Source organism: Mucilaginibacter sp. McL0603 (assembly GCF_049992945.1).
In the GTDB taxonomy this organism is placed as follows: Bacteria; Bacteroidota; Bacteroidia; order Sphingobacteriales; family Sphingobacteriaceae; genus Mucilaginibacter.
Genome location: NZ_CP188251.1, coordinates 3300943 through 3324196, shown reverse-complemented (window position 1 = coordinate 3324196; position 23254 = coordinate 3300943). Strand labels below are relative to the sequence as shown.

16 protein-coding genes and 1 pseudogene are annotated in these 23254 nt (G+C 34.0%); 9 read left to right on the top strand and 8 right to left on the bottom strand.

Annotated elements, in window-relative coordinates:
• Positions 1-216: 216 nt before the first annotated feature.
• Both ACPPVU_RS15210 and ACPPVU_RS15205 read left to right on the top strand, forming a co-directional pair.
• Positions 217-1335 (top strand): acyltransferase family protein, encoded by a 1119-nt coding sequence (locus ACPPVU_RS15210; protein ID WP_426667371.1) that lies wholly within the window; start codon positions 217-219, stop codon positions 1333-1335.
• Positions 1336-1418: 83 nt separating this feature from the next.
• Positions 1419-2405, top strand: a complete 987-nt coding sequence (locus ACPPVU_RS15205; protein ID WP_426667370.1) for a right-handed parallel beta-helix repeat-containing protein — start codon at positions 1419-1421, stop codon at positions 2403-2405.
• 22 nt (positions 2406-2427) lie between these two features.
• Here the strand turns inward: ACPPVU_RS15205 and ACPPVU_RS15200 are convergent, their stop codons facing one another.
• The 3 genes from ACPPVU_RS15200 to ACPPVU_RS15190 are packed head-to-tail and all read right to left on the bottom strand — an operon-like array spanning position 2428 to position 6036.
• Entirely contained in the window at positions 2428-3519 is a 1092-nt protein-coding gene (locus tag ACPPVU_RS15200) for a glycosyltransferase family 4 protein (RefSeq protein ID WP_426667369.1), read from the bottom strand.
• Between the two features lie 9 nt (positions 3520-3528).
• The gene (locus ACPPVU_RS15195) at positions 3529-4800 is read right to left on the bottom strand and encodes a glycosyltransferase family 4 protein (RefSeq protein WP_426667368.1); all 1272 of its coding nucleotides are present in this window, start codon (positions 4798-4800) and stop codon (positions 3529-3531) included.
• Positions 4801-4848: 48 nt separating this feature from the next.
• On the bottom strand, positions 4849-6036 hold the full coding sequence (locus ACPPVU_RS15190) for a glycosyltransferase (protein ID WP_426667367.1): 1188 nt from the start codon (positions 6034-6036) through the stop codon (positions 4849-4851).
• A 744-nt stretch (positions 6037-6780) separates the two neighbouring features.
• Here ACPPVU_RS15190 and ACPPVU_RS15185 point away from each other — a divergent pair.
• The gene (locus ACPPVU_RS15185; RefSeq protein ID WP_426667366.1) at positions 6781-7833 is read left to right on the top strand and encodes a right-handed parallel beta-helix repeat-containing protein; all 1053 of its coding nucleotides are present in this window, start codon (positions 6781-6783) and stop codon (positions 7831-7833) included.
• A 131-nt stretch (positions 7834-7964) separates the two neighbouring features.
• A pseudogene (tnpA, locus tag ACPPVU_RS15180) lies at positions 7965-8395 on the top strand (IS200/IS605 family transposase).
• Positions 8396-8569: 174 nt separating this feature from the next.
• Here the strand turns inward: tnpA and ACPPVU_RS15175 are convergent.
• Complete coding sequence (locus tag ACPPVU_RS15175) at positions 8570-10939, bottom strand: GumC family protein (protein ID WP_426667365.1); 2370 nt, start codon at positions 10937-10939, stop codon at positions 8570-8572.
• A gap of 14 nt (positions 10940-10953) precedes the next feature.
• Positions 10954-11739, bottom strand: a complete 786-nt coding sequence (locus ACPPVU_RS15170; protein ID WP_426667364.1) for a polysaccharide biosynthesis/export family protein — start codon at positions 11737-11739, stop codon at positions 10954-10956.
• Between the two features lie 961 nt (positions 11740-12700).
• On the opposite strand from ACPPVU_RS15170, the gene ACPPVU_RS15165 reads away from it, so the two are divergent.
• Entirely contained in the window at positions 12701-14101 is a 1401-nt protein-coding gene (locus tag ACPPVU_RS15165) for an undecaprenyl-phosphate glucose phosphotransferase (RefSeq protein ID WP_426667363.1), read from the top strand.
• A 37-nt stretch (positions 14102-14138) separates the two neighbouring features.
• On the opposite strand, the gene ACPPVU_RS15160 is transcribed toward ACPPVU_RS15165, so the two are convergent.
• The gene (locus ACPPVU_RS15160; protein ID WP_426667362.1) at positions 14139-14954 is read right to left on the bottom strand and encodes an SDR family oxidoreductase; all 816 of its coding nucleotides are present in this window, start codon (positions 14952-14954) and stop codon (positions 14139-14141) included.
• A 2-nt stretch (positions 14955-14956) separates the two neighbouring features.
• On the bottom strand, positions 14957-15787 hold the full coding sequence (gene kduI / locus ACPPVU_RS15155; protein WP_426667361.1) for a 5-dehydro-4-deoxy-D-glucuronate isomerase: 831 nt from the start codon (positions 15785-15787) through the stop codon (positions 14957-14959).
• Between the two features lie 638 nt (positions 15788-16425).
• Here kduI and gmd point away from each other — a divergent pair.
• The 3 genes from gmd (at position 16426) to ACPPVU_RS15140 (ending at position 19971) form a co-directional block, all read left to right on the top strand.
• Complete coding sequence (gene gmd, locus ACPPVU_RS15150; protein WP_426667360.1) at positions 16426-17538, top strand: GDP-mannose 4,6-dehydratase; 1113 nt, start codon at positions 16426-16428, stop codon at positions 17536-17538.
• Positions 17539-17913: 375 nt separating this feature from the next.
• Positions 17914-19044 carry an MBOAT family O-acyltransferase gene (locus ACPPVU_RS15145; RefSeq protein ID WP_426667359.1) on the top strand — a complete coding sequence of 377 codons (1131 nt, stop codon included), beginning with the start codon at positions 17914-17916 and terminating at the stop codon, positions 19042-19044.
• A 246-nt stretch (positions 19045-19290) separates the two neighbouring features.
• Positions 19291-19971 carry a hypothetical protein gene (locus tag ACPPVU_RS15140; protein ID WP_426667358.1) on the top strand — a complete coding sequence of 227 codons (681 nt, stop codon included), beginning with the start codon at positions 19291-19293 and terminating at the stop codon, positions 19969-19971.
• 47 nt (positions 19972-20018) lie between these two features.
• Here the strand turns inward: ACPPVU_RS15140 and ACPPVU_RS15135 are convergent, their stop codons facing one another.
• On the bottom strand, positions 20019-21185 hold the full coding sequence (locus tag ACPPVU_RS15135; protein ID WP_426667357.1) for a right-handed parallel beta-helix repeat-containing protein: 1167 nt from the start codon (positions 21183-21185) through the stop codon (positions 20019-20021).
• Positions 21186-21877: 692 nt separating this feature from the next.
• On the opposite strand from ACPPVU_RS15135, the gene ACPPVU_RS15130 reads away from it, so the two are divergent.
• On the top strand, positions 21878-23254 hold the full coding sequence (locus ACPPVU_RS15130; protein ID WP_426667356.1) for a lipopolysaccharide biosynthesis protein: 1377 nt from the start codon (positions 21878-21880) through the stop codon (positions 23252-23254).

Here is a 23254-nt window from a genome sequence, read left to right as displayed (position 1 = left end):
AGTGAAGCAAAATGATTGGGAAAACCTTTAATATTTATTTTACAGGCAAATTTCGATCACAAAGAGCAACTTACTTTTTTTAATATAATATTATTAGCACTTTTACCCCCAATGGTCATTGTCCAGATTTACGGTTACATAATTAAATAAGAAACAATCAATGAAGTTTTTTTGTTCCTCAACTTCTGTCAATGTTTATCGTGTTAATTATATTTTATGAAACAGAGGTTAAACCTGTTACAAGTATGCAGAGGATTTGCGGCAATATCAGTGATACTTTTTCACCTTGGGGATACGTCAAAATCTTATTTTGGTGCAATTGCATTTAATAATTTGTTCTCACATGGCTTTATGGGGGTTGACTTTTTTTTTGTGCTGAGTGGTTTCATCATAACCTACGTTCATTACTCAGACATAGTTAATCAATCTAATCCTTTTGGATTTCTGAAAAAAAGATTTGTCAGGATTTATCCTACATATTGGGCCATGGCAACTATTACTTTAATTGTTCTTGTGGTTGTGTTACATGGAAAAAGTCCGCACCTGGATCACTACATGAACATAAAGTCTTTCACTGAATGGCTTTACATAATTGGATGTTATCTATTATTACCACTAGAAAATCGGTATTTCTTAGAGCTTGCGTGGACACTAAGCTATGAAGTGATTTTTTATTTATTATTTTTCATTGCTATAATTATTGGCTTTAAAAGAGCCAGAATTCTTTTAATTATATGGCTATTGCTCATATTTGGTCAAGGATTACTTTACAATTTTCATGGCATTTTTATCCCAAAAATACTAGACACAATAAATATTGAGTTTATATCAGGATGCATGGTTGCATATTTATTTAAAAAGTCATACCGCATTCCAAAATTGATTTCTTATATAGTTCTTATTTCAGTTCCTTTGGCATTTGGCATAGCTGCATATGCATGCAACATTGATTTAACAAAGACTTCTTTGAATGTAATTTTATTGGCTGGTTTTAACGGAATATTGCTATACAATGTAGTGGTAATCGATACATACAAAAAAATAAATTGTTCAAAAATATTGTTACTAATAGGAGAAGCATCTTATTCGATCTATTTATCTCATGCATTTCTTCTTGGAGGATTCGGAAGAATTTTTCAGAAATTTGTTTCTGTGTCCCATACCACAAACGGACTGGTATTACAATCTATTTTATTCGTTATTTTCTTATTAACAGTTATTGGCGGTATAATTTTTTATAAATGTGTAGAAACCCCGCTTACAAAATATTCCAAAATACTCGTACTAAAGCATGATAAAGTTTCGGCAGGGAATAGAATTAAAACCAAAGTTTAAAATAATTGTACCATTAGTATATTAAACCAAACAATGATTTTTTAATCAAATTAACCAGGGATAGTTTTAATTTATTTTATAAAATGAGAGTGCACTGCAATACACGGATTTGGGAAATTGGTACTATCATTATTAAGCCAATAACATTGTTAATGGTTCTTGTTTTACTAACAAGCTCATTATTAGCGGATACTGGCTATACCCCCTCACCTCCTATTCATTATAGCGGTAAAAACAATGTTACTATCAGTAATCTTTCAATAAATTGTGATAACGCGAACAACATAGGTATGCTGCTGCAAAACTGTTCGAATATTCACATTACCAATTGCAAAATATACAACTCACTTACATTTGGTATTCAACTGTATAATTGTAAAAATATAACTATCGACAACTGCTTTATTACTAATGTTAAAGCAGGGGTAAATGCTATACAGTGTATTACCATCAAAGTCAATAAAAACCAGTTTCTTAACATGAACGGGCCCTATCCGGCTGGGAATTTTGTGCAATTTGACAATGTGAATGGAGCTGGTAACCAGATCAATTACAATCGGTGTGAAAATATTGCCGGTGTGGCACAACACCCCCAGGATGGACTAAGTGTTTATAAGTCTAATGGTTTGCCTGGTGACTCTATACAAGTAATAGGTAACTGGATAAGGGGCGGACAGGTACAAAAGGATTCTGGTGGTGCCGCTGGTATAGTTTTAGGCGATGTAGGTGGTTCTTACCAGGTGGCTCGTGACAATATATTGGTTAACCCCGGTTTTGTAGGCATACAAGCACAAGGTGGTGATCATATAAAAATTGATCATAACATTATTTATTGTGCGGCTACACCCTTTAGTGTTGTGGGCATGGGCTTTGGCAATTATTCTGGCAAATCAACAAGTGATATTACCTATTCTTACAATAAAATAAAGTGGATCACGCCATCAGGTAAAGAGCAAAATGTTTGGATAGACCCCAAAGCAAGATATACACCAGATGGGCTGTCGACTAATATTTTCAGCGCTGACTTAAATGAATCCATTTTGCCAGCAGTGATTATTACCAAGAAATGATTTAAAATTTCCTGGTAATAAATCAAATTAAACTTTTGTAAACATCTAAAGTTTGATCAGCGATCAAATCCCAATCATATTGCTTCATCTGATATTCAAACCTTTCCTGTTCCCTTAGCTTTAAGCTATCCATATAGTATATTAACATAGCCTCGTTACCGACTTTAAAGTAACAGTCTTGTGGTAAGTTAACCTGTGTGTTTGCAGGGATATTACTTGCTAAAATAGGCAATCCATAGCTCATTGCTTCTAAAAGGGCAATTGGAAGACCTTCGTAGAAGGATGGCAATACAAACAAAGCAGCGTATGAAAAAAGCTGTTGCAGCTTCTCCCCTTTTATAAAGCCAGTTAAAACCACATTGTTTTTTTTTGCCAATGCCTTTAGTTCTAGTGAATATTCCGATTCGTGATCGGCATCACCAGCTATAACCAGTCTGTATTTTTTTGATAGGTTTGTTTGGGCATAGGCGCGAATCAGATAATCAAATCCTTTTTCGGGGACAAATCGACCCAAGGTAAAAATGTATTGATCTTTCGTGATGCCTAATGTTTCTAAATAATCAGTATTGGTACTAACTGTTGGTTTGTCTACACCATTAGGTATTAGTATGCTATCGGTTCTGTTATAAGTATCAGCAATATGTTGTTTTATCTCCTGGGATATTACGATGACATGATTGCCAAATTTTACGCCCATCCACTCACCTGTTTTTAAAAAGAATTTCGCCAAACCATTCCATTTCATCCTTTTGTAATCCGGGCCATGATGGGTCATTACCACTTTTAAATTGAATAGCCTGGCTAACCCCGTAACCAAATTAGGGCCAATGGCGTGTATATGGACTACATCAGGTCTTTTAAAAGCAATATATATTACTGAAAGAAAGCTGTGTACTATAGCCTCAAAAGATTTGCTTTTTGGCGAGTAAATATTCTTCAGGTTGATGCCTTTATATTCTTTGCGGCTCTTGTCCTCCACATAATTACTTCTGCAAATAACGGTAATACTGTTTTCACCATTCTTTAACATTCTCGGATAAAGATGTTCGCAGTGTGTTTCCACTCCTCCGGGGATATCAGGTATACCACGGGTACCCAGTACCATTATTTTCATACAGGATTGTTAGAGTGCAACATTTAAATTACTGTAAATATCTTTTAAAATGCCGTAGTGCCTGTCATAGCTCACCTGATTAGAAATAAATTGATAGGCGTTCTCGCCAAATTCTTTTTTCAAATTGTCATCATTCCACAGCTTAACAATTTTTTCTCTCAAATCATCAGCATTAAATGATTCAAACAACAGACCTGTTTTTCCATCCTGTATTAGTTCAGGTATACCACCTATTCTTGCACCCACAATAGCCTTTTTAAAGGACATAGCCTCAATTACCGAAAACGGATAATTTTCATACCATTCAGATGGGCATACCGTAAATTGAGCATTGGTGATCAGGTTATAAACTTCGGGCAAGCTTTTATGGCCTAGCAATTGCACGTTGTTTAAATTATTGGCGTTGATATATGCTTGTATTTCTGGCTGCAGATTACCACCGCCTACTATCTTAAGCGGGATATCCAGTCCGCTTATTGCCTTTAAGAGCGTCGTTACACCTTTAATTTTTTCAAGCCGACCCACATATAGTATGTATTTTTCGTCATCTTTTTTTTCTTGAGACGCCAAAGCCTCTCTATTAAAATTAAAGCACAAATTGGTCAACCTTAGCTTGTCTTTAAAAAAGTTGAACTCATAGAATTTTTTGTACAAAAACTCCGATGGGCATAAGAAATAATCCACGTGCTTAAACAAATGCATATACCTGTGAACATAATTCTCCAACCCTGCTAACGAGCTTGCGAGGTACGAATCCTTTTTACATTTATTAATACCACATTGTATAAACTTCCCCCCTCTGCACTTTTCGCAAATGCTTCCATGTGAAATAAAGGAGTTTTCAGGACATATTAAAGTATAATCATGTAACGTCCAAACAACGGGTACTTTGTGTTTTTTAAGCACCGGTAATATACTCGGCGTAATGTAATGGTTAATGTTATGTAAATGTGCTATGTCAATTTTGGTGTCAGTCAATAGCCTTTCCATATTCATCTTAGCCTGTTTAGAGTAAATGCTTTTGGTTAAAGCTCTTACACCGCTGATCATACCTTTATTCGCATTTAGCTTTTTATAATCGATAAAATCAACAAAATATTTGTCGTATCCGTAACTATCAAAATCCTTATCAGATTTCATAGCAAATGGCACTACGTTGTGTCCTTTACCCTGATAAAGCTTTCTTACATTATCAACATAAGTCCAATCCCCTCCTATCTGGAACCATACCCAATTTACCATTAGTATGTTAAGGGGATTTTGACTTTGTAAATTTTCCATATTTATTATATACTTATACGATAAATTAACTGTGCTATTAGATGATGATCAATTCTTCTTATTCAACAATTCATTGAAAAAAGTTATGATCTTATCCACCTGTTTGTTATAATCGAACTCATTTTGTGCAAGTTCACGCCCATTTTTTCCAACAATTTTTGCCTGGTCATAATCCGAAAAGATATCAGAAAGAGTATTAGCCAACTCATCAGGGTTATTGGGTTCGGTTAAATAAGAATCTTTTCTATTGGTTAAGAATTGAGGAATTGAGCCGGTGGTTGTTGTCAATACTGGTTTACCTGTAGAAAGATACTCTGCTATTTTGGTTGGAAAACAGTGTTCTGCTTGTCTATTAGAGGGCTTAGCTAATGCTAAAACTGCAGCATCACTCATTCGTCGGATCATTACAGACCTGTCAACATATCCTGTTATTTCGATCTTTTCACGCATGTTGTTTTTATCAATAAATGCGATCACCTCATCTTTATCAGGAGAAACATTCAAATCCCCCATCAAAACTAGTTTTTTACCTGGTGTTTTCTTATTGAACGTGACATACCCTTGCAACAAGTCCATTATACCGTCTTTAAATTGATTCAATGCCCCTGTATAAACAATCTCACCGCTATTGTTTGCAGAAGGCTGAAAATTGTGGGTATTGGTTAAGATCGGGATAATTATCTGTTTAGCATTCTTATTTATTTTATCCTCGAAATAGGAAAAAAGGCTATCAGAAATTACTATTAAGCCGTCAAATAACCTGAAAATGTTCTTTATATACAGCGACCTGTAAATGTTATTAAAGAAATTGTTATCATAGAACACAAATGGGAATTCACTTATCTCAAGAACAAATTTACATTTATAAAATAAACTAAATATCTTGCAAGTGAAGATCATATACCACCGGTTGTCGACTATAAGCAATACATCGGTATTACGTTTTTTTCTGAATATATATCCAGTTGTTTTAAAGAAGGATAAAAAATCGTTTATCCTGCGTTTAATAAAGGAATTGTTCCTGACCGGACTTAACGGATATTTAAAAGGAATTCCTTCATACTCACCTTTTATTTCATGATTCTTTGGAATTGTATGATGACGTTCAGTCGGTCTGGGGACAATTATCTCTACATTATGCCCGCATTCTTTAAATCGCTTTGCATATAGGTGTATCCTATTTGTAGCAGCCATCCCAATTGGATAGGCCTCATTCAAGACAATGGTGATGTTCATAAATTATCATATCTCAACGATATTTGATTTGGAAAAATTTGATTTGGGATCAACCACTCAAAGCACCCTGAATTCTTTATTCCTGATGGATGCAATCATTATCGTTTCTTTATTTTGTCCTCTTAACGTATTATTTTCGAATTGGTTTGATGCTTTATAAACTTCTCATCAGTACCAATCCAATAAAATATTACTTGTTACAAAGAAAAAAATTAAATCTGAAACAAGAGAAAAAGAATCCCGGAATATGAAAAATTAAAATAATCATAAAATTGTAGTCAGAAATAGGACGTTTATATTTGGGAAGGACCATTTTTACTACTTAGGATAACATAATGATAGTTGAGTCCCTGTATTTAATGAAAAACGGGAATTAAGTCTTATTTAGCAGTTGGTTCACAGGTATTTAATAAAATAACCAACCAGGTTATTCTTTTTCATCAGTTTTCTAAAATAAGCACATTCAAATGAAATTTACTCAAACCAGGAGTATTTGTTATGCGCTTTAGGAAGTAAAACTTAAGATTAATTAACAAAATGTTAATATTTTTTATTTAATTTTTATAAATTTTAAAACATCGCTTTTTTTAACATAAAATACTGATAATGAGTAATTTATTGATATTAATGGTCGATAATTATTAACTAGACAAAGACATTTCGAAAAAAAAATGAAAAAAAATTAATCTGTTGCACAATAATATTAGAAATTTCACGTAAAAAGGTCTAATTAATTTAACTATTATGAAATTTAAGAACACAAAACTCCGGATCGGGCTTGCTTCGTCTATAGCAGTCCTATTATCAGCATCAATGATCACGTCGTGTCAAAAAGATGCAAGCGTTACATCACCAACAAGCGAAGCTACACCTTCAAACTCCATGACAATTGCTAATACATCGAGTTCTTTGGCAACGACAGCCTCTATTGTTAGTGCACCAACTACTTATGTAAACAAAAGTAATATTACAATCAGTGGTCTTTCAATTAACTGTAACGGTGCAAATAAAGTAGGTTTGCTATTGCAAAACTGCTCTAATGTTCACATTACTAATTGTAAGGTATACAATTCGCTTAATATTGGTATTCAATTATACAATTGCAAAAATGTAACTGTTGATAATTGCTTTATTACTAATGTTCAGGCTGGTGTTACTGCTGTGATGTCTAGCACAATTAAGGTTAACAATAATCAATTCTTGAATATGAATGGTCCTTTCCCTTCAGGCAACTTCGTGCAATTTGATAATGTTAATGGTGGTGGTAATCAAATCAATTATAATAAATGCGAAGACATCGCCGGCGTGGCAAAGCATCCACAGGATGGATTAAGCGTGTATAGGTCTAATGGGTTGGCTGGAGATTCTATTCAACTTATTGGTAACTGGATAAGAGGAGGACAAGCTCAGAATGACTCTGGAGGTGGGGCTGGTATATGTTTAGGTGATTTGGGTGGCTCTTACCAGGTAGCACGTGGTAACATATTGGTTAACCCGGGTGCTGTAGGTATACAAATACAAGGCGGTAACCACATAAAATTTGATCATAATCTTATCTATGGTACTCCCACAGCCATGGCCTTATGCGGTATAGCTTATGCTAACTATTCTGGTGTCGGCAGCAGCGGCATAACAGTTGGTTATAACAAAATTAAATTCTTAAACAAGGCAGGATTGGAAGTGGATGAATGGTGTGACCCAACTAAATATGTTATGCCAGTACAGTGGAGTACTAATATTTTAAAAGCAAGTTTATCTGCTGCTATTCTTCCAACTACTATAATTACCTCAAAATAAATTTAAATTTAAATCATAAAAATAGCCTAACGACAATTGTCGCTAGGCTATTTTTTTATTCCCCCTAAAAACCACCACCTTAGGCGGTAGGTTAGAAATAAAGGCAAGGCCAGTTTTTGTAACTTTGATAAGTGACGAAATACAGGAAACTATCTCATAGCTTTTACTATTGTGTATATCACATAGCTTAGACGCCAAAGTATCGTTTTAAGATTTTACGGGATGTGCTTGCCGATGCGATGGAGGATAAAATTCGGACGATATGTGCATGGAAGGATGTGGAGATTTTGGAGATGAATATTCAACCAGATCATGCGCATTTAGTATGCAGTATACGTCCGAAGATGAGTGTAAGTGAGTTCATGGGATTATTAAAAGGAAAGACGGCGATTGTGATGTTTAAGAGTGATCCGACATTGCGTAAGAGCCCGTACTGTGGGTGAATCACTTTTGGAGCAGAAGGTATTTTGTCAGCACAGTAGGTGTAGATGAAGAACGAATAAAGAATTATGTGAAGTACCAGGAAGCAGAGGATCGGAAAGAAGATGCAGTACTGATCTGAAACTATTTTAACGAACATCCCCTTTCATGGGTTAGAATAAAGCCCCCACCTTAGGCGGGGGATATTTACATCTTTTAATTTTTATTCTAACTTAATATGCCTTCTTGTGATTTACCTGTATTGGGAATTAGTTAAGAATATATCTTTACATATACTATACCTCAAGGAATAAATCTAGTTAACAACATAGTAACCACTATCATAATTATAGCCGTACCCGTATTTAACTCTTTTAATCCCATTAAAAATGATATTGAGATTAGGTAACCTGCTATCTAAATTAGCAGCTTTAATAAAGTCTAATTCCTCTTTTTGTGTGTATCCCTGCCTTATAATATATAAAGAAACATCAGCATGTCTGGCTATGATTAAGGCGTCGGTAACAAGGTGTATTGGAGGGCTATCAATTAAAACATGATCATACATTTGGCGTAACTCAGTCAGCAGATATCCTAATTCATCTTTTTCCAGCAATTCAGAAGGGTTTGTGGTAATTGTTCCACAACTAATTATATCAAGCCCCGGCACATTGGTATGCTGAATAAGCTCCTCAATACTAATTTTCTCACCACCAAGATAATCGCTTATGCCTAATTTTTCAGAGGGTAGATCAAACATCGCTGCAATTTTAGGCTTTCTTAAATCCATCTCAAGTACAATGGTTTTTTTTGCCGAGTAAGCTAATGTCAATGCTAAGTTTGAACTAATGAAGCTTTTACCTTCTCCGGCTGTACTAGAAGTAAATAAGGTTACTTTGCCGACAGAAAGATTGCTGATATCTCTGTTATTATATAGGTAACTTAAATTTGTACGTATCAGTCTGAATTGTTCACCTATTGCATTGTTCTCTTTTCCTTGTGAAATTACAAGCGGAGTATTTGATTTTTGAAATGAAAGTTCACCAAGAATAGGAATATCTATTGCATTTTCAATTTGTTTAGGATTAGTGATTTTATTGAAATCAAAAATATCCATGGCATAAATAATACCAATTGGAACAAAAATACCCATTGCAAATGCAAGCATATAGAATAATGTTGGTTTTGGCCATGATGGCGGACCGGCATGTGCATCATCTACTACCTGGGCGTCAGAAACAGTTGATGCATATTTTAGTGAAAGTTGTTCACGTTGTTCCAATAAAAAAGTGTAGAGACCCTCTTCTACGTCCTTATCGCGTTTCATGCCATTATACTTCATTTGCTGGCCCGGAACGTTTTTTATTTGCCCCGCTGATCTGGAACCGTATGATTCAAGTTGACTCTTTGTCAACAAGAGTGCTTCCTTGTTGGTTCGTACTTTTTCTCTTATTTTTTCCTGTAAGCTTCTTATTTCGTTATTAATGGGCTCAAATACAGGGTTACCAGGAGGGTTTGTTGCTAAAAGATGTTGTTTGTTAAGTTGTAGCTCAGAGAGTTTGTCAAGCATAGTATTCAATCCCTGATCCGTTAACCCTTGAGTAGAAGGTTGTCTTTCGGAATTTTGTGATGAATTGAGATAATTTTCTATATTGTTAATAATCCTGATTTGGATATTGATATCATTAAGTGCCTTATCATTAGTTTGTTTATCCTGAACGTACGTTTGTGATTGTGAATTAATATCAGTTAGCCCCTGGCCACTAGCATAACTTTCCAACTGTGATTCATCCCCCCGCAAATCTCTGCCAATTGAATCAATTCTTCTACTTATAAATCTAATTGTTGCTTCGGTTTTCTTGTTTTTTTCGTCAATTACAAATTTTAAATATGTTTTGATTACATTATTTAAAATATCTTCACCTCTTTCAGGATTTCCATCAAAAAGCATTAATGCAACGAAGGGAACGTCTTTATCTTCTAAATTGGCCTTTATTCCTGCTGCATAGCCATCGGCTACAATTGAAGGATCAGATATATCAATTTTAATATTAGATCCGATTGAACTTGCAAATAATGGGTTACGCTCTAATTTCCACAATCCAAAATTACTTTGTATGTATTGTCCGAATTTAAATTCAGTTTGTTTTCCATCTTTATCTTTTATTATAAACGTATTCCCGTCTTTTATAATGATGTCAAGTTGTATGCCTTTAGAGTCAATAGAAGCAGGTTGTTTTATAAATTGAAAATTTACTGGACTTGCTTTATAAAGGTCAGTAACTGTTAAGCCATCCTTTTTGGAATAATTAATCCATAAATTTAAACCATTGACAACCTGTAGCATGATTTTTTTGGATTTTAAAACCTCTACTTCATTTTTGAAGTCAATAGGTTTACTTATTTGATCAAGCCCTTGTAAACTATTTTTATCAGGATTGCTGAATCCGGAACTGTTTGTGTTTTTAAACTCAATAGTTGCTGTTATCGGATATGTAGGTTTAGTAAACTTAATATACAGAAACGCAGAAACGAGAAATATGACCAATGACAAAAAGAATATCGGCCAATAAAAAGTGTACTTTTTAATTAGTTTACTGATATCGAATGTTTGACTTTGAGTTTGCGATAGCGGAAGTGTGATAGTCGCAAACTTATTTGTATTTTCATTATTATTAATGCCCATGGATGATTAATTAATTATTTATGATAAACAACAAAAAGAGCAACTACAGAGAGTGCCGAAATTATTAAGCTGGCTCTTTGAAAACCTGCAGTATTGTTGCTAGAAACTTTAGTCTTATTTGGAGTGACATAAATTACATCATGATTTTTGAGATAATAATATGGCGACTCAAATAGTTTTTTGGAGTTAAGATCAATAGGTATAAACTCACGTTTTCCGTTAATTTCTCTTATCAATAATATATTATTTCTAATAGCAGTTATGTTAAGGTCACCTGCAAGGCTTAACGCTTCAGGTAAGGTGATACGCTCATTCTGAATAGTAAATATATCCGGACGTGCCACATCGCCTAAAACTGATATTTTAAAGTTTAAAATTCTTACATTAACAATTGGTTTAGTAAAAGTTTTTACCAGCGCATTTTGCAGTTGATCAGTTAAATTATTAGTGGTAAGTCCCGAAACTTTCATTTGACCAACAAAAGGCAAATTAATATTACCATTATTATCTACCAGATATCCAATAACCGAGTTTTGCGGGCTGGTATCACCTTGCGAGCCACTTATCCGGTTTAAATTATAACTAAACTGTTCAGCACCGGATGATGGACTGCTGACACTAATTGCCAATAAATCACCGGGTTGAATATTTAATGGAGAATAATTATTTATTTCTTCTCTCGTGATATTACTTTGATCTAAATCTTGAAAGTATGGAACATGTTCGTACGAACTACATGAACAGCAAAACAGGACAATAATTGCTATGAAAAGCGATACTTTGGTTGATTTAAAATTCATAAAAGAGTTGGTTGAATTATACATTATTGTTTTAAAATGCTTCTATTATTGGATAAATTAAAAAACTGATGAAATAAGATAAGTCTTATTCTTTCATGATTAATTTTACTGAGGTCATTACACGAATTATGCCTAATCTGATTTGAAAATATACATTTTAATAAATTTTCAAGGTAGACATAATCAATTTATCCATAAGGAACTAAGATTTGCAACACTCTGAATATAATTTTAATCAATACAAAAGTAAATAAAAGCTAAGCGATATACATATCCATTCGACAAACAACAACTATTTTTCCAAAAAAATGTTTGAATACATAACAATTTTCCTGTTGTATTTAACGACTTAGTTCAAATTAATGTTTCAAGCTGCATTTGAATCAAAAAAAAATCAATTTTTTAAACTACTTAAATATAACAAATTAAATCAAATTATTTTTCTCACTCAATTCTATAATCGCAATGATTAAACTTGAAATTAAAGCATTTTTTTAAGCGTCATATTCACAAATAAACTGCTGAGCTATTGCTGATTGAGGTTGTAATTATTGCAAGAAAGCGATCGTATTTTTCCATTTGTTTACACAAAACTCTATTTTTTTTAAAGTAATAAAAATATTCGCAGGCTTGAGTAGGTAGAACTGCCTCTTATTCTCAACACTTGTCTGATATTCTCTACAGATTCAAAACTGAACAATAATTCATTAGTTGGAATTAGTATTACCCTTGTATAAACTTTTACTCAAATGGGGATTTTATTACACGGTGCTAAGTATGTTAAATACTTATGGATACAAGTATGTTAAAATAATTATCTACAGTTAGTTAGCATTAGGAGCCATTTTACACAGAAAAGGTATTAATATACTCAAATCATCTCAAAAAATGAGATGATATATTGAGGAATTCATTTTAAAGCATAGTTATTGCATGTTAATAAACATCAATCCTATAGAATATGGTACACAGGTACAAACAGTTTTATAATGCAATAAATCTAACCTTAGATTATCTGTTACTCAACATTTCGTTGATTGTTGTTTACAATCTTCTGGATAACTCTCTAATTTCATGGATGAACAATAAAAATTACCTTCCTGTAGTTTTGGTGTTCAACCTGCTATGGCTTTTATCATCCAATGTTACCAGTTTATATAATGCAGTTTCAGACATCGACATAAAAGTTTATCACAGCGCAATAAAGACTTACCTTCTTTACCTTAGCTTAATTTGTGTTATCATTCTTATAGTTATAGGCACTAAATCATATTTTATTACACAGGATTACCTGTTTTACTCCATGTCTTTATTCGGGATATTATTAGGAATCTGGAAGATTATATTTTTTATAATCAGGAAAAGCGATCATGTATTAATGAGTAATTCCAGAAATGCTATTATAGTAGGTGCAAGTCGTGCAGGTAATGAACTTTATAATCAGTTTAACAATAAAGTGCTTAAAGGTTATAATCTTCTGGGATTTTTTGATGATGAGCCGTCAAAGGTTAACCCCAAACATCTTTATCTTGGTGACACAAGTCTATGTATGGAGTATGTGCTGAAAAACAACGTAGAAGAAATTTTTTGTGCACTTCCTTATTCTGAACATAAAACTATTGAACGTTTAATGTCAGACTCTGATAAAAATCTAATCAGGTTTAAAATAGTACCAGAATATCATGAATATTTTAAAAACACTTCTTATCTGCAAAATCTAGGAAATATTCCAATTCTGTCGGTTAGGGCTGAACCTTTAGAAAATATTCTGCACAGAGCAATTAAACGTATATTTGATATTGTGTTCTCTTTAATAATTATTGTATTCGTTTTTAGTTGGTTGTTCCCAATTTTGGCAATATTGATCAAGTTAGAATCAAAAGGCCCTATCTTTTTTACTCAAATGCGCTCTGGACGTGACAATTATGCGTTTAAATGTTATAAATTCAGAAGCATGAGAATTGACAACAAGTTCGAGCATTTACAAGCTACATTAGGCGACCCACGTATTACAAAAATTGGTACTTTTATGCGCAAGACAAGTCTCGACGAACTACCCCAGTTTTTCAATGTACTAATCGGGAATATGTCTACCGTTGGTCCTCGTCCACATATGTTAAGTCACACAGAACAATACTCGCAATTAATAGATCAGTTTATGGTACGTCATTTCATGAAACCAGGCATTACCGGATGGGCACAGATAAACGGATTGCGCGGTGAAACCAAAACAACCGAAGCTATGCTGGAACGTGTTGAGGCCGATGTATGGTATCTTGAAAACTGGACTTTCATTCTTGACCTAAAGATCATAGTATTAACTTTCTGGAAATCAATTGCCGGCGATAAAAATGCGTATTAAAATACAACTTCCAACAGAATTGTTATTTCGAAGTTGTTTACACCCCACTAAATATAGAAAATCCTCCGTCTACGCAGATCATTGAACCGGTAACGAAAGCCGAGGCATCGCTTAACAACCAAACTAAGGCGCCTATCAGTTCGTCAGGGTGTCCAAAACGTTTAAAAGGTGTATTCCTGATCACCGACTCGCCCCTTGTAGTATAACCACCTTCAGGCTTTGTTAAAAGGTTCCTGTTTTGTTCGGTCAGGAAAAAGCCCGGTGCCAGTGCATTCATGCGGATAGCATCGCCATAACGGTTAGCTAACTCTACAGCGAACCATTGGTTATAACAATCTACAGCTGCTTTACCCATGTTATATCCCAATACTTTGGTCACAGCCCGCTTTGAGTTCATTGAAGATATATTGACAATGCTTCCTTTACCGGTTTTGGCAATGGCTTCACCGAATACTTGGGTAGGTAATAAAGTCCCCCATAGGTTCAGATCCATTACCTGTTTCATGCCGTCGAGATTCAGTTTAAAGATATCTTCATACGGCTGTAAAACTCCCTGGGGCATGTTGCCTCCTGCTGCATTAACTAATCCGTCGAGACGGCCAAAAGCATCTAATATTTGCTTTCGGGCTGACACTAATTCATTTTCATTTAAAACGTCAGCTACAAGTGCCAAGGCCTTGCCGCCATTTTTATTGATTGCATCAGCTCTTTCATTGGCTACAACTTTATTGCGACCTAATATGCCTACTGCCCCACCCGCTTCAACAATTCCGTTAACGAATGAGTTACCTAGTATACCTGTACCGCCAGTAACAATAATGACTTTACCTTCTAAAGAATATTTATTTTTCATTTTTACCTGATATCTTCAATTGTTATTACGTCCATATCGGTATAATCCAGGTTTTCGCCTGCCATGCCCCATATAAAACTGTATGTTGCTGTACCACTGCCAGAATGTACGCTCCAGGGTGGCGATACTACTGCCTCATAATTATTTACAGCAATGTGCCTGGTCTCATTACCCTGTCCCATATAATGAAATACTTTTTGACCGGCAGGCAGATCAAAATAGAAATATGCTTCCATTCGGCGGTCATGTGTGTGCGGAGGCATAGTATTCCAGATACTTCCCCCTTGCAAAATGGTTAATCCCATCACCAACTGGCAGCTTTTGATGCCATCCATGTGAATGTATTTATTTATTGTGCGTCTGTTGGCCGTTGACGCATCACCGGCATTAACTTTTGCAGCTTCGGTGCTGGTCATCAAAACAGTAGGATAATTCATATGTGCAGGCGCTGAAAGCATATAAAACACAGCAGGTTGTCTGGAATCTTTACTCGAAAAAGTAATATTCCTGGCCCCCTTACCCACATACAGACAATCCAGTTTTTTTAGGTTATAGATTTGGCCCTCAACATTTACCTCCCCATCTCCTGCTACATTAATAATTCCTATCTCTCTGCGTTCCAAAAAATAATCAGCTTTCAGGTTGGTATAATTTGGTAATTCAATTTTATTATTTGCCGGACAAACCGCACCAACGATCATTCTGTCATAATGTGTATAAACACTATGAATTTTATCGATCTCTACCAGGTTATCAATTAAGAATCTTTCTCTTATTAAATCTGTTTGATAAGATTTGAAATCATCGGGATGTACACTATGTAATATTTTCAAGGCTTGTATGGTTAGATGTAATTACAGCACAAACCTTGTAAAAGATTGATTATTTACCAAACAAATAATTTAATTTTTAAAAGTAATAATATGCCCGGATCACGGGTTGACACTTTTAATATTATTAATTAAAATTTTAAATATCCACAATATCATGGAACGGATAAATTGAATATCTTAGCAAGCGAAAAACCCTGGTATTTTAAATTGCAGATTAGAAAATGAAAAAAGTACAAATGTTTCGGAACTTTCTTTGGTTTCCAATCATAAGCATTACTCTTTTCAACGTGACTTTTAAGATCGAAGACAGAAATTATAACATCCCGCAAAGTCATTATATTATTTTTATTACGTTAATAGCGCTGTTTGTTGGTACTTTTTTTATAAAAAAGGGTCAATAAGTATTTGATTTTGTCTATATTATGCTTTATGGTTAATAAATAGTTAATCAACTTTAAATAATACCCCCATAAGAGCTATTTCTGTAAACGTTTTAGAACAAATAAGGGTGGTTTTCGTTTAAATAACTCTGATAAAGCATTTACCTGTAACGGTAAATATTTATAAATTGATAATATAACTTTTAATACAAATAGCATTTTTAAATGCGGTTTTAATTAAGCAACAATTACTTACGAATGAAAAAAGCATTAATCACAGGAATAACAGGTCAGGATGGGGCCTATTTGGCAGAACTTTTATTAAAGAAAGGTTACGAAGTACACGGAATAAAGAGAAGAAGCTCATTGTTTAATACTGATCGTATTGACCATTTATACCAGGATCCTCACGAAACAAATATCAGACTTACATTACATTATGGTGATCTATCAGATTCAACCAACCTTATAAGGATCATACAACAGGTTCAACCCGACGAAATTTATAACCTTGGTGCAATGTCACATGTAAAGGTGAGTTTTGATACACCTGAATATACTGCAAATGCTGATGGTATCGGAACGCTGCGTTTACTTGAAGCTATCCGTATTTTAGGTTTAGAAAAGAAAACAAAAATATACCAGGCATCTACATCTGAACTTTATGGTTTAGTGCAGGCAGTACCTCAGTCGGAAACTACGCCGTTTTATCCCCGTTCTCCATATGCAGTTGCTAAAATGTATGCTTATTGGATCACAGTAAACTATCGCGAGGCTTATGGAATTTATGCTTGCAACGGTATCCTGTTTAACCACGAAAGCCCATTACGAGGTGAAACGTTTGTAACCCGTAAAATAACCAGGGCTGTAGCTAAAATTGCAATGAATTTGCAAAATGTATTATTTCTGGGTAACCTTGATGCGCAACGCGATTGGGGACATGCTAAAGACTATGTAGAAGCAATGTATCTGATACTTCAGCAGGAAGTGCCAGAGGATTATGTAATCGCAACTGGTGTTACTACAAGGGTAAGAGAATTTGTGCGTATGGCATTTAAAGAAGTAGGTGTTGAAGTAGAATTCAAAGGCGAAGGTGCTGATGAAAAAGGATATGTAGTTTCTTGTTCAAATCCTGATTATCAATTAGAAATAGGTAAGCAGGTTGTGGCAGTTGATCCAAAATACTTCCGCCCTACCGAAGTGGATCTGCTTATTGGTGATCCTACAAAATCTAAAACAAAATTAGGTTGGGTGCCTAAATATGATCTGCAAATGCTGGTGAGCGAGATGGTTTCGGCTGATGTTGAACACTTTAGGAAAGAAAAGTTGCTTAAAGATTACGGCTACGCCATTAAGAACCAGTTTGAATAACCTTTAAAATAAATCCACAATTTTTCAAAAAATGTGGATTTATTTTTACTGCCATCTGCAACGTTAAATCATATGCTATTTAATTCTTTTGAATTTCTAATCTTCTTTCCTGCTGTAACTATTTTATACTTTTTACTTCCTCATAAATTCAGATGGATATTGCTGCTATTAGCTAGCTGTGCATTCTATATGTTTTTTGTGCCTTACTACATTCTGATATTAATTGTCACCATTTTAATAGATTATTTCGCCGCAATTTATATCAGCCAATCAACCGGGAAAAAAAAGAAGATATATTTAATAATCAGCATAATTTCTACCTGCCTTGTGCTGTTTGTTTTTAAATATTTTAATTTTTTTAATGATAATTTTAAATTGCTGGCACGTGTAGCACATTGGAATTATCCAATACCTGCGTTGAAAATCCTGCTTCCTATAGGTCTGTCATTCCATACATTTCAAAGTCTTAGTTACGTAATTGAAGTATACAGGGGTAATCAAAAGGTTGAAAAACATTTTGGAATTTACGCGCTGTATGTGATGTTTTATCCGCAATTGGTTGCCGGGCCAATTGAAAGACCACAAAATATATTGCATCAATTTTATGAGAAGCACCATTTTGATTATGATGATGTTACCCATGGTTTAAAACAAATGCTAAGAGGATATTTTAAAAAAGTAGTTATTGCTGATCGGCTATCAATATATGTAAACGCTGTTTATAACAATCACACACATCATAATGGAACTAGTTTGTTACTAGCTACCGTTCTTTTTGCTTTTCAGATATATTGCGATTTTTCAGGATATTCAGATATCGCTATAGGAAGTGCAAGAGTAATGGGTTTCAAGCTTATGACTAACTTTAATCGGCCTTACTTTGCTAGATCTATATCAGAATTTTGGAAAAGATGGCACATCTCTTTGTCAACATGGTTTAAGGATTATGTATATATTCCTCTAGGCGGAAACAGGGTAATTATGCCATTAGTTTGCGTTAACTTGCTAATTACATTCTTATTGAGTGGCCTTTGGCACGGTGCAAACTGGACGTACGTAATTTGGGGAGGACTTAATGGCTTTTACTTAGTTATAGGAGTGCTTTTTTACAAAGTTAAATCAAAAATTAATCATGATTTGGAGAATCAGCATTTAAAAAAACTGAATGAATTTTTGAACATTTTAATCACTTTTATATTAATACTTTTTTCGTGGGTTTTCTTCAGAGCAACTAGTTTTACAGATGCATTAGACATTATAAAAAAGATATTGTTTGATCAAGGTCCGCTATTTATAGGCAACAATAAGGACTTAATTTATTCAGTTTGTTTCCTTTCATTATTATTAATAATTGAGCTTTTTGAAGAATATAAGTTATTTAACAATTTTAGTCTGTACAATAATAGTAACAGATTGATAAGACATCTGACATACTACTCAGTTATCATCATTATTATGCTGTTTGGCGTATTTGACAGCAGCCAATTTATTTATTTTCAATTTTAAGCGCTAATGACATACGTTGGAAAGAATGATTTGAAAAGATTCTTTAAAAAATTCATCATATTAGTTCTTGCATTAGCAATACTTGATTCAGTAATTGGCGAAGTGTTTAAACATTACTATTTTAAACAAAGCTCGGGGTTACTTTACCGAACAACCTATTCCATAAACGATACACGAGCCCAGTATTTAGTTTTTGGATCGTCGAGAGCTAATCATCATTACGTATCACCACTAATCGAGAAAAAATTGAATACTACTTTCTATAATTGTGGAAGGGATGGTAGTGGATTAATGTATTCAGCGGCTGTTATTTCGGCAGTTATAGACAGGTATAGTCCTAAGTATGTTATAATTGATTTGAATCCGGATGAATTATGCCATTCAGAAGAAGGGCAATTGGCCCCGTTATTACCTTATTATCAGAATCCCGCGATCAGGTCTTATGTAAACTATAATAGCAAATACGAAAAATATAAGCTATTGTCTAAAATGTATATCTATAACTCATTGTTAACTAATGTAATTGTAGGTAATCTTCCATTCAATAAATCACGTTTATCCGATGTTGACGGTTACGTTGCCCTGGACAAAGTAATGCAATATTCAAAAAGAGGAACGTATGTTGAAGGGAAAATTATCAATTCACGAGTTGATTTGTTAAATGATATTTTATATAAATTGAATAAGAAACACATTTCCGTAGCAGTAGTTATTTCGCCCTTATATTTTTCATTTAATACCGATTTAACAGCCTCAACAATTCAAAAAATTTGCCAAAAATATAAAAATACTAAATTCTTAAATTATGAAAATGATCAGGGCTATGAAGATTATAAGCTTTATAGTGATAGCTATCATTTAAATCAAAACGGAGCGGATAAATTTTCAAATGATTTATGCACCAGATTGGCTGCTCCGAATAATTAGTGTGGAGTAAACCGTTTACTATTATTTGTGGAGTAAACCGTTTACTATTATTTCATAGTAATGATTATAGCAGGCAGGATATTAATGTCAATGTTTGCTTTATGGATATTGGTTGCCCATCCTGTTGGCTGAATTACAGTAATAGGGTCCCACCATGCATCAATTTCGTTTCCGTTAGTATTGTAGTATTTAACTTTATTATAGCTCATGGTTATATCAGTGCTCGTAAGGTGTGAGTAATTGCCATAGGCTATTCCAACTACTGTGAACGGTGTACTGGTGCTATAAATAGTGTTGTGATCAATTTTTATGTGATTTCCACCCTGAACCTGTGCACCTACAGAACCAGGATTAACCAATATATTATTACGTGCTACCTGGTAAGAACCACCTACATCACCTAAAACTATACCAGCTGCGCCACCAGAATCATGTTGCACCTGTCCCCCCCTTATCCAGTTTCCGATTACCTGGATAGAATCTCCGGGCAAACCATTAGATTGATATACACTTAATCCATCCTGGGGATGTTGTGCCACGCCAGCGATGTCTTCGCATTTATTATAGTTGATCTGGTTGCCACCACCATTTACATTATCAAATTGTACGAAATTGCCTGAAGGGAAAGGTCCGTTCATATTCAGGAACTGATTATTTATGACCTTAATAGTTGTAGATTTTATTGCATTCACCCCAGCCTGAACATTAGTAATAAAACAGCTATCAATAGTTATGTTAGTACAATTATATAGTTGTATACCCTGTAAGGTTGAGTTTTGTAATTTGCATTTTGTAATATGTATGTTGCTGCAATTCATAAGGTGGATACAAACTGAACTTCCACCGGTAATCAGATCGCCGCTGATGGTCATATTGCTGACATTATTTAAAGCAATCGGTGCAGTCGTTTTATAAGTAAAAACTGGCATAGTAACACCTGTGCCAGTAGTAGTTTCACCAGTTGTTGTACCAGGTTTAGAAGTTCCTGTTGTAGTCCCGGTAGTAGAACCTGTTGTAGTTCCTGCGGTATTTCCAGTGGTTGTTTCCGGTTTAGAAGTCCCAGTTGTAGTTCCTGACGAATTAAGTGAGTTTGAAGATTCTTGTGCGGGCGAAACTATAGTGTTTTTGCAAGAAATTGTCAGGTAAATTGCAAATAAAATAACCGAATATCTAATAAAAGCCATATGGCTTTTTGCAGGCTCAATTCTAATCATGGGTTAAATTAATTGTGCTTCCGGAGACGTACTATTCAAAACAATTAGTCTGATCAAACCTTACGGACCTAACGACGCATGAAATTATGCACAAAATTCGGCTTTTAAATTTTATATTTTCAACATTTTTTCAACTTTATTAAATAATCGCAAAAATTACTGCTAAAAATCTAGCAAATAGGACTTATTTATGTAAATAATTAAAAATATGGTAGTATTTAATTAATTAGTACGATAAAAATGCGAAATTTAATGCGTTTAATTATATTAAAAGTGTATAATTTCTATTTTAAGTAAAAATATCCATGTCTCAATATAGGGTTCCTAAGCGTCTAGTCCCCGGTAAGATTTCAGAAACATTAATTCAAAAATTATTCGTTATTTCTATTTTTAATAGAATATTTTTTCAACTAGTTGAAATTTGCAGACACATGTTGACACTTTCAAAGAAACCCGGGGCGGCTGAAGAGGAAAAAATGCCTATATTGCGTCAATAATTCTATCTCAAAATGAACATTCAACTTATAGTTTTTTCTTTCGCAAATAATGGAGGAGGCAATGACTTTTCAAGATTTTCAGATAAATTAAGTAAAATCCAAAACTTATCATTCGCTTTTGATATTTATTCGTATAAATAAATAGTTCCATTTTCCATTATTAAAGCAGATTCAAATTTATCTCAGCCATAAAGAATGATCAATAAAGTACTAACACCCATATCCTCTATAAAAAATTTTATTAACAAGGGGCATGATCGTAGTGTTCAAGCAAAAAAAAATATAATTTCTACATTTCTGATCAAGGGCATCAGTATAGCTATCAGCCTTGTTTTAGTACCATTACTTATTAATTACATCAATGCATCCAGGTATGGTATATGGCTCACATTAAGCTCAATAGTAGGTTGGTTCAGCTTTTTTGATATCGGATTAACTCATGGCTTAAGGAATAAATTTGCTGAGGCTAAGGCAAAAGGCGATCATGAAAGTGCTCAAATTTATGTTAGTACAACTTACGCTGTTTTAGCTATAATTTTCACATCAGTTTGGCTGATTTTTCTCGTGGTTAACAATTTTCTTAATTGGGCCGATATATTAAAAGTTCCGCAGGCCATGCGATCGGAAGTGTCCTTGTTGGCTGTTATTGTATTCACTTATTTTTGCATGCAATTTGTTTTCAGGATTGTTACCACTATTACAATCGCCGATCAGCAGCCGGCAAAATCTTCTATGATAGATTTACTGGGGCAATTTATATCCCTCATCACTATATTTATACTTGTAAAAACAACTCAGGGCTCATTGATTAATCTTGGAGTTGCACTGTGTTTTTGTCCAATCTTTGTATTGATCTGTGCGAATGTGTTTTTTTTTAGTACCAAGTACAAAGCTTACCGGCCTAAAATATCTAAAATTGATTTTTCATATGCCAAGGGGCTTTTTAATCTAGGATTGACGTTTTTTATTATTCAGATTGCGTCTGTAATACAATACGAATCTGCCAATATTATTATAGCAAGAAATTTTGGCACCGCCGATGTAACTTCCTATAACATAGTTTACAAATATTTTGGTATGCTCACTATGTTATTCACCATTTTCCTTACTCCATTCTGGTCAGCTTCAACAGAAGCTTATCTGAAAAAGGATTTCGATTGGATAAGAAATAGTATTAAGAAATATAACATGTTAAACATTTTAATTTTTCTGGGCAGTATTATAATGTTGCTTTGTTCAAGTGAAGTATACAGATTATGGCTTGGTAAAGGTAAAGTGCATATTGATTTTGCTTTGTCATTCTGGGGTTTCGCGTTTGTTGGTGTTTGGATCTTCGGATCGAAATATGTGAATTTTTTAAATGGGATCAGTGCCCTTAAATTACAATTTTGGACTTCCCTGGTAAGTCCGTTTTTATATATCGCCGTGGCGATATTATTAATTAGCTATTTTAAAGTGGGTGTGCATGCACTCTTTATAGCTGCGATTATATCTAATGTATATGTTGTAATTGCTCCAATACAATATTATCAGATAGTTGTTAAAAAGAAAAAAGGGATTTGGGTTAAATAA

What these genes read in the sequence shown, in the direction of transcription:
- ACPPVU_RS15210 (WP_426667371.1), top strand. Translation starts at nt 217, where the DNA reads ATGAAACAGAGGTTAAACCTGTTACAAGTATGCAGAGGATTTGCGGCA.
- ACPPVU_RS15185 (WP_426667366.1), top strand. Translation starts at nt 6,781, where the DNA reads ATGAAATTTAAGAACACAAAACTCCGGATCGGGCTTGCTTCGTCTATA.
- ACPPVU_RS15195 (WP_426667368.1), bottom strand. Translation starts at nt 4,800, where the DNA reads ATGGAAAATTTACAAAGTCAAAATCCCCTTAACATACTAATGGTAAAT.
- ACPPVU_RS15170 (WP_426667364.1), bottom strand. Translation starts at nt 11,739, where the DNA reads ATGAATTTTAAATCAACCAAAGTATCGCTTTTCATAGCAATTATTGTC.
- ACPPVU_RS15190 (WP_426667367.1), bottom strand. Translation starts at nt 6,036, where the DNA reads ATGAACATCACCATTGTCTTGAATGAGGCCTATCCAATTGGGATGGCT.
- ACPPVU_RS15130 (WP_426667356.1), top strand. Translation starts at nt 21,878, where the DNA reads ATGATCAATAAAGTACTAACACCCATATCCTCTATAAAAAATTTTATT.
- gmd (WP_426667360.1), top strand. Translation starts at nt 16,426, where the DNA reads ATGAAAAAAGCATTAATCACAGGAATAACAGGTCAGGATGGGGCCTAT.
- ACPPVU_RS15165 (WP_426667363.1), top strand. Translation starts at nt 12,701, where the DNA reads ATGGTACACAGGTACAAACAGTTTTATAATGCAATAAATCTAACCTTA.
- ACPPVU_RS15160 (WP_426667362.1), bottom strand. Translation starts at nt 14,954, where the DNA reads ATGAAAAATAAATATTCTTTAGAAGGTAAAGTCATTATTGTTACTGGC.
- ACPPVU_RS15205 (WP_426667370.1), top strand. Translation starts at nt 1,419, where the DNA reads ATGAGAGTGCACTGCAATACACGGATTTGGGAAATTGGTACTATCATT.
- ACPPVU_RS15135 (WP_426667357.1), bottom strand. Translation starts at nt 21,185, where the DNA reads ATGATTAGAATTGAGCCTGCAAAAAGCCATATGGCTTTTATTAGATAT.
- ACPPVU_RS15200 (WP_426667369.1), bottom strand. Translation starts at nt 3,519, where the DNA reads ATGAAAATAATGGTACTGGGTACCCGTGGTATACCTGATATCCCCGGA.
- ACPPVU_RS15175 (WP_426667365.1), bottom strand. Translation starts at nt 10,939, where the DNA reads ATGGGCATTAATAATAATGAAAATACAAATAAGTTTGCGACTATCACA.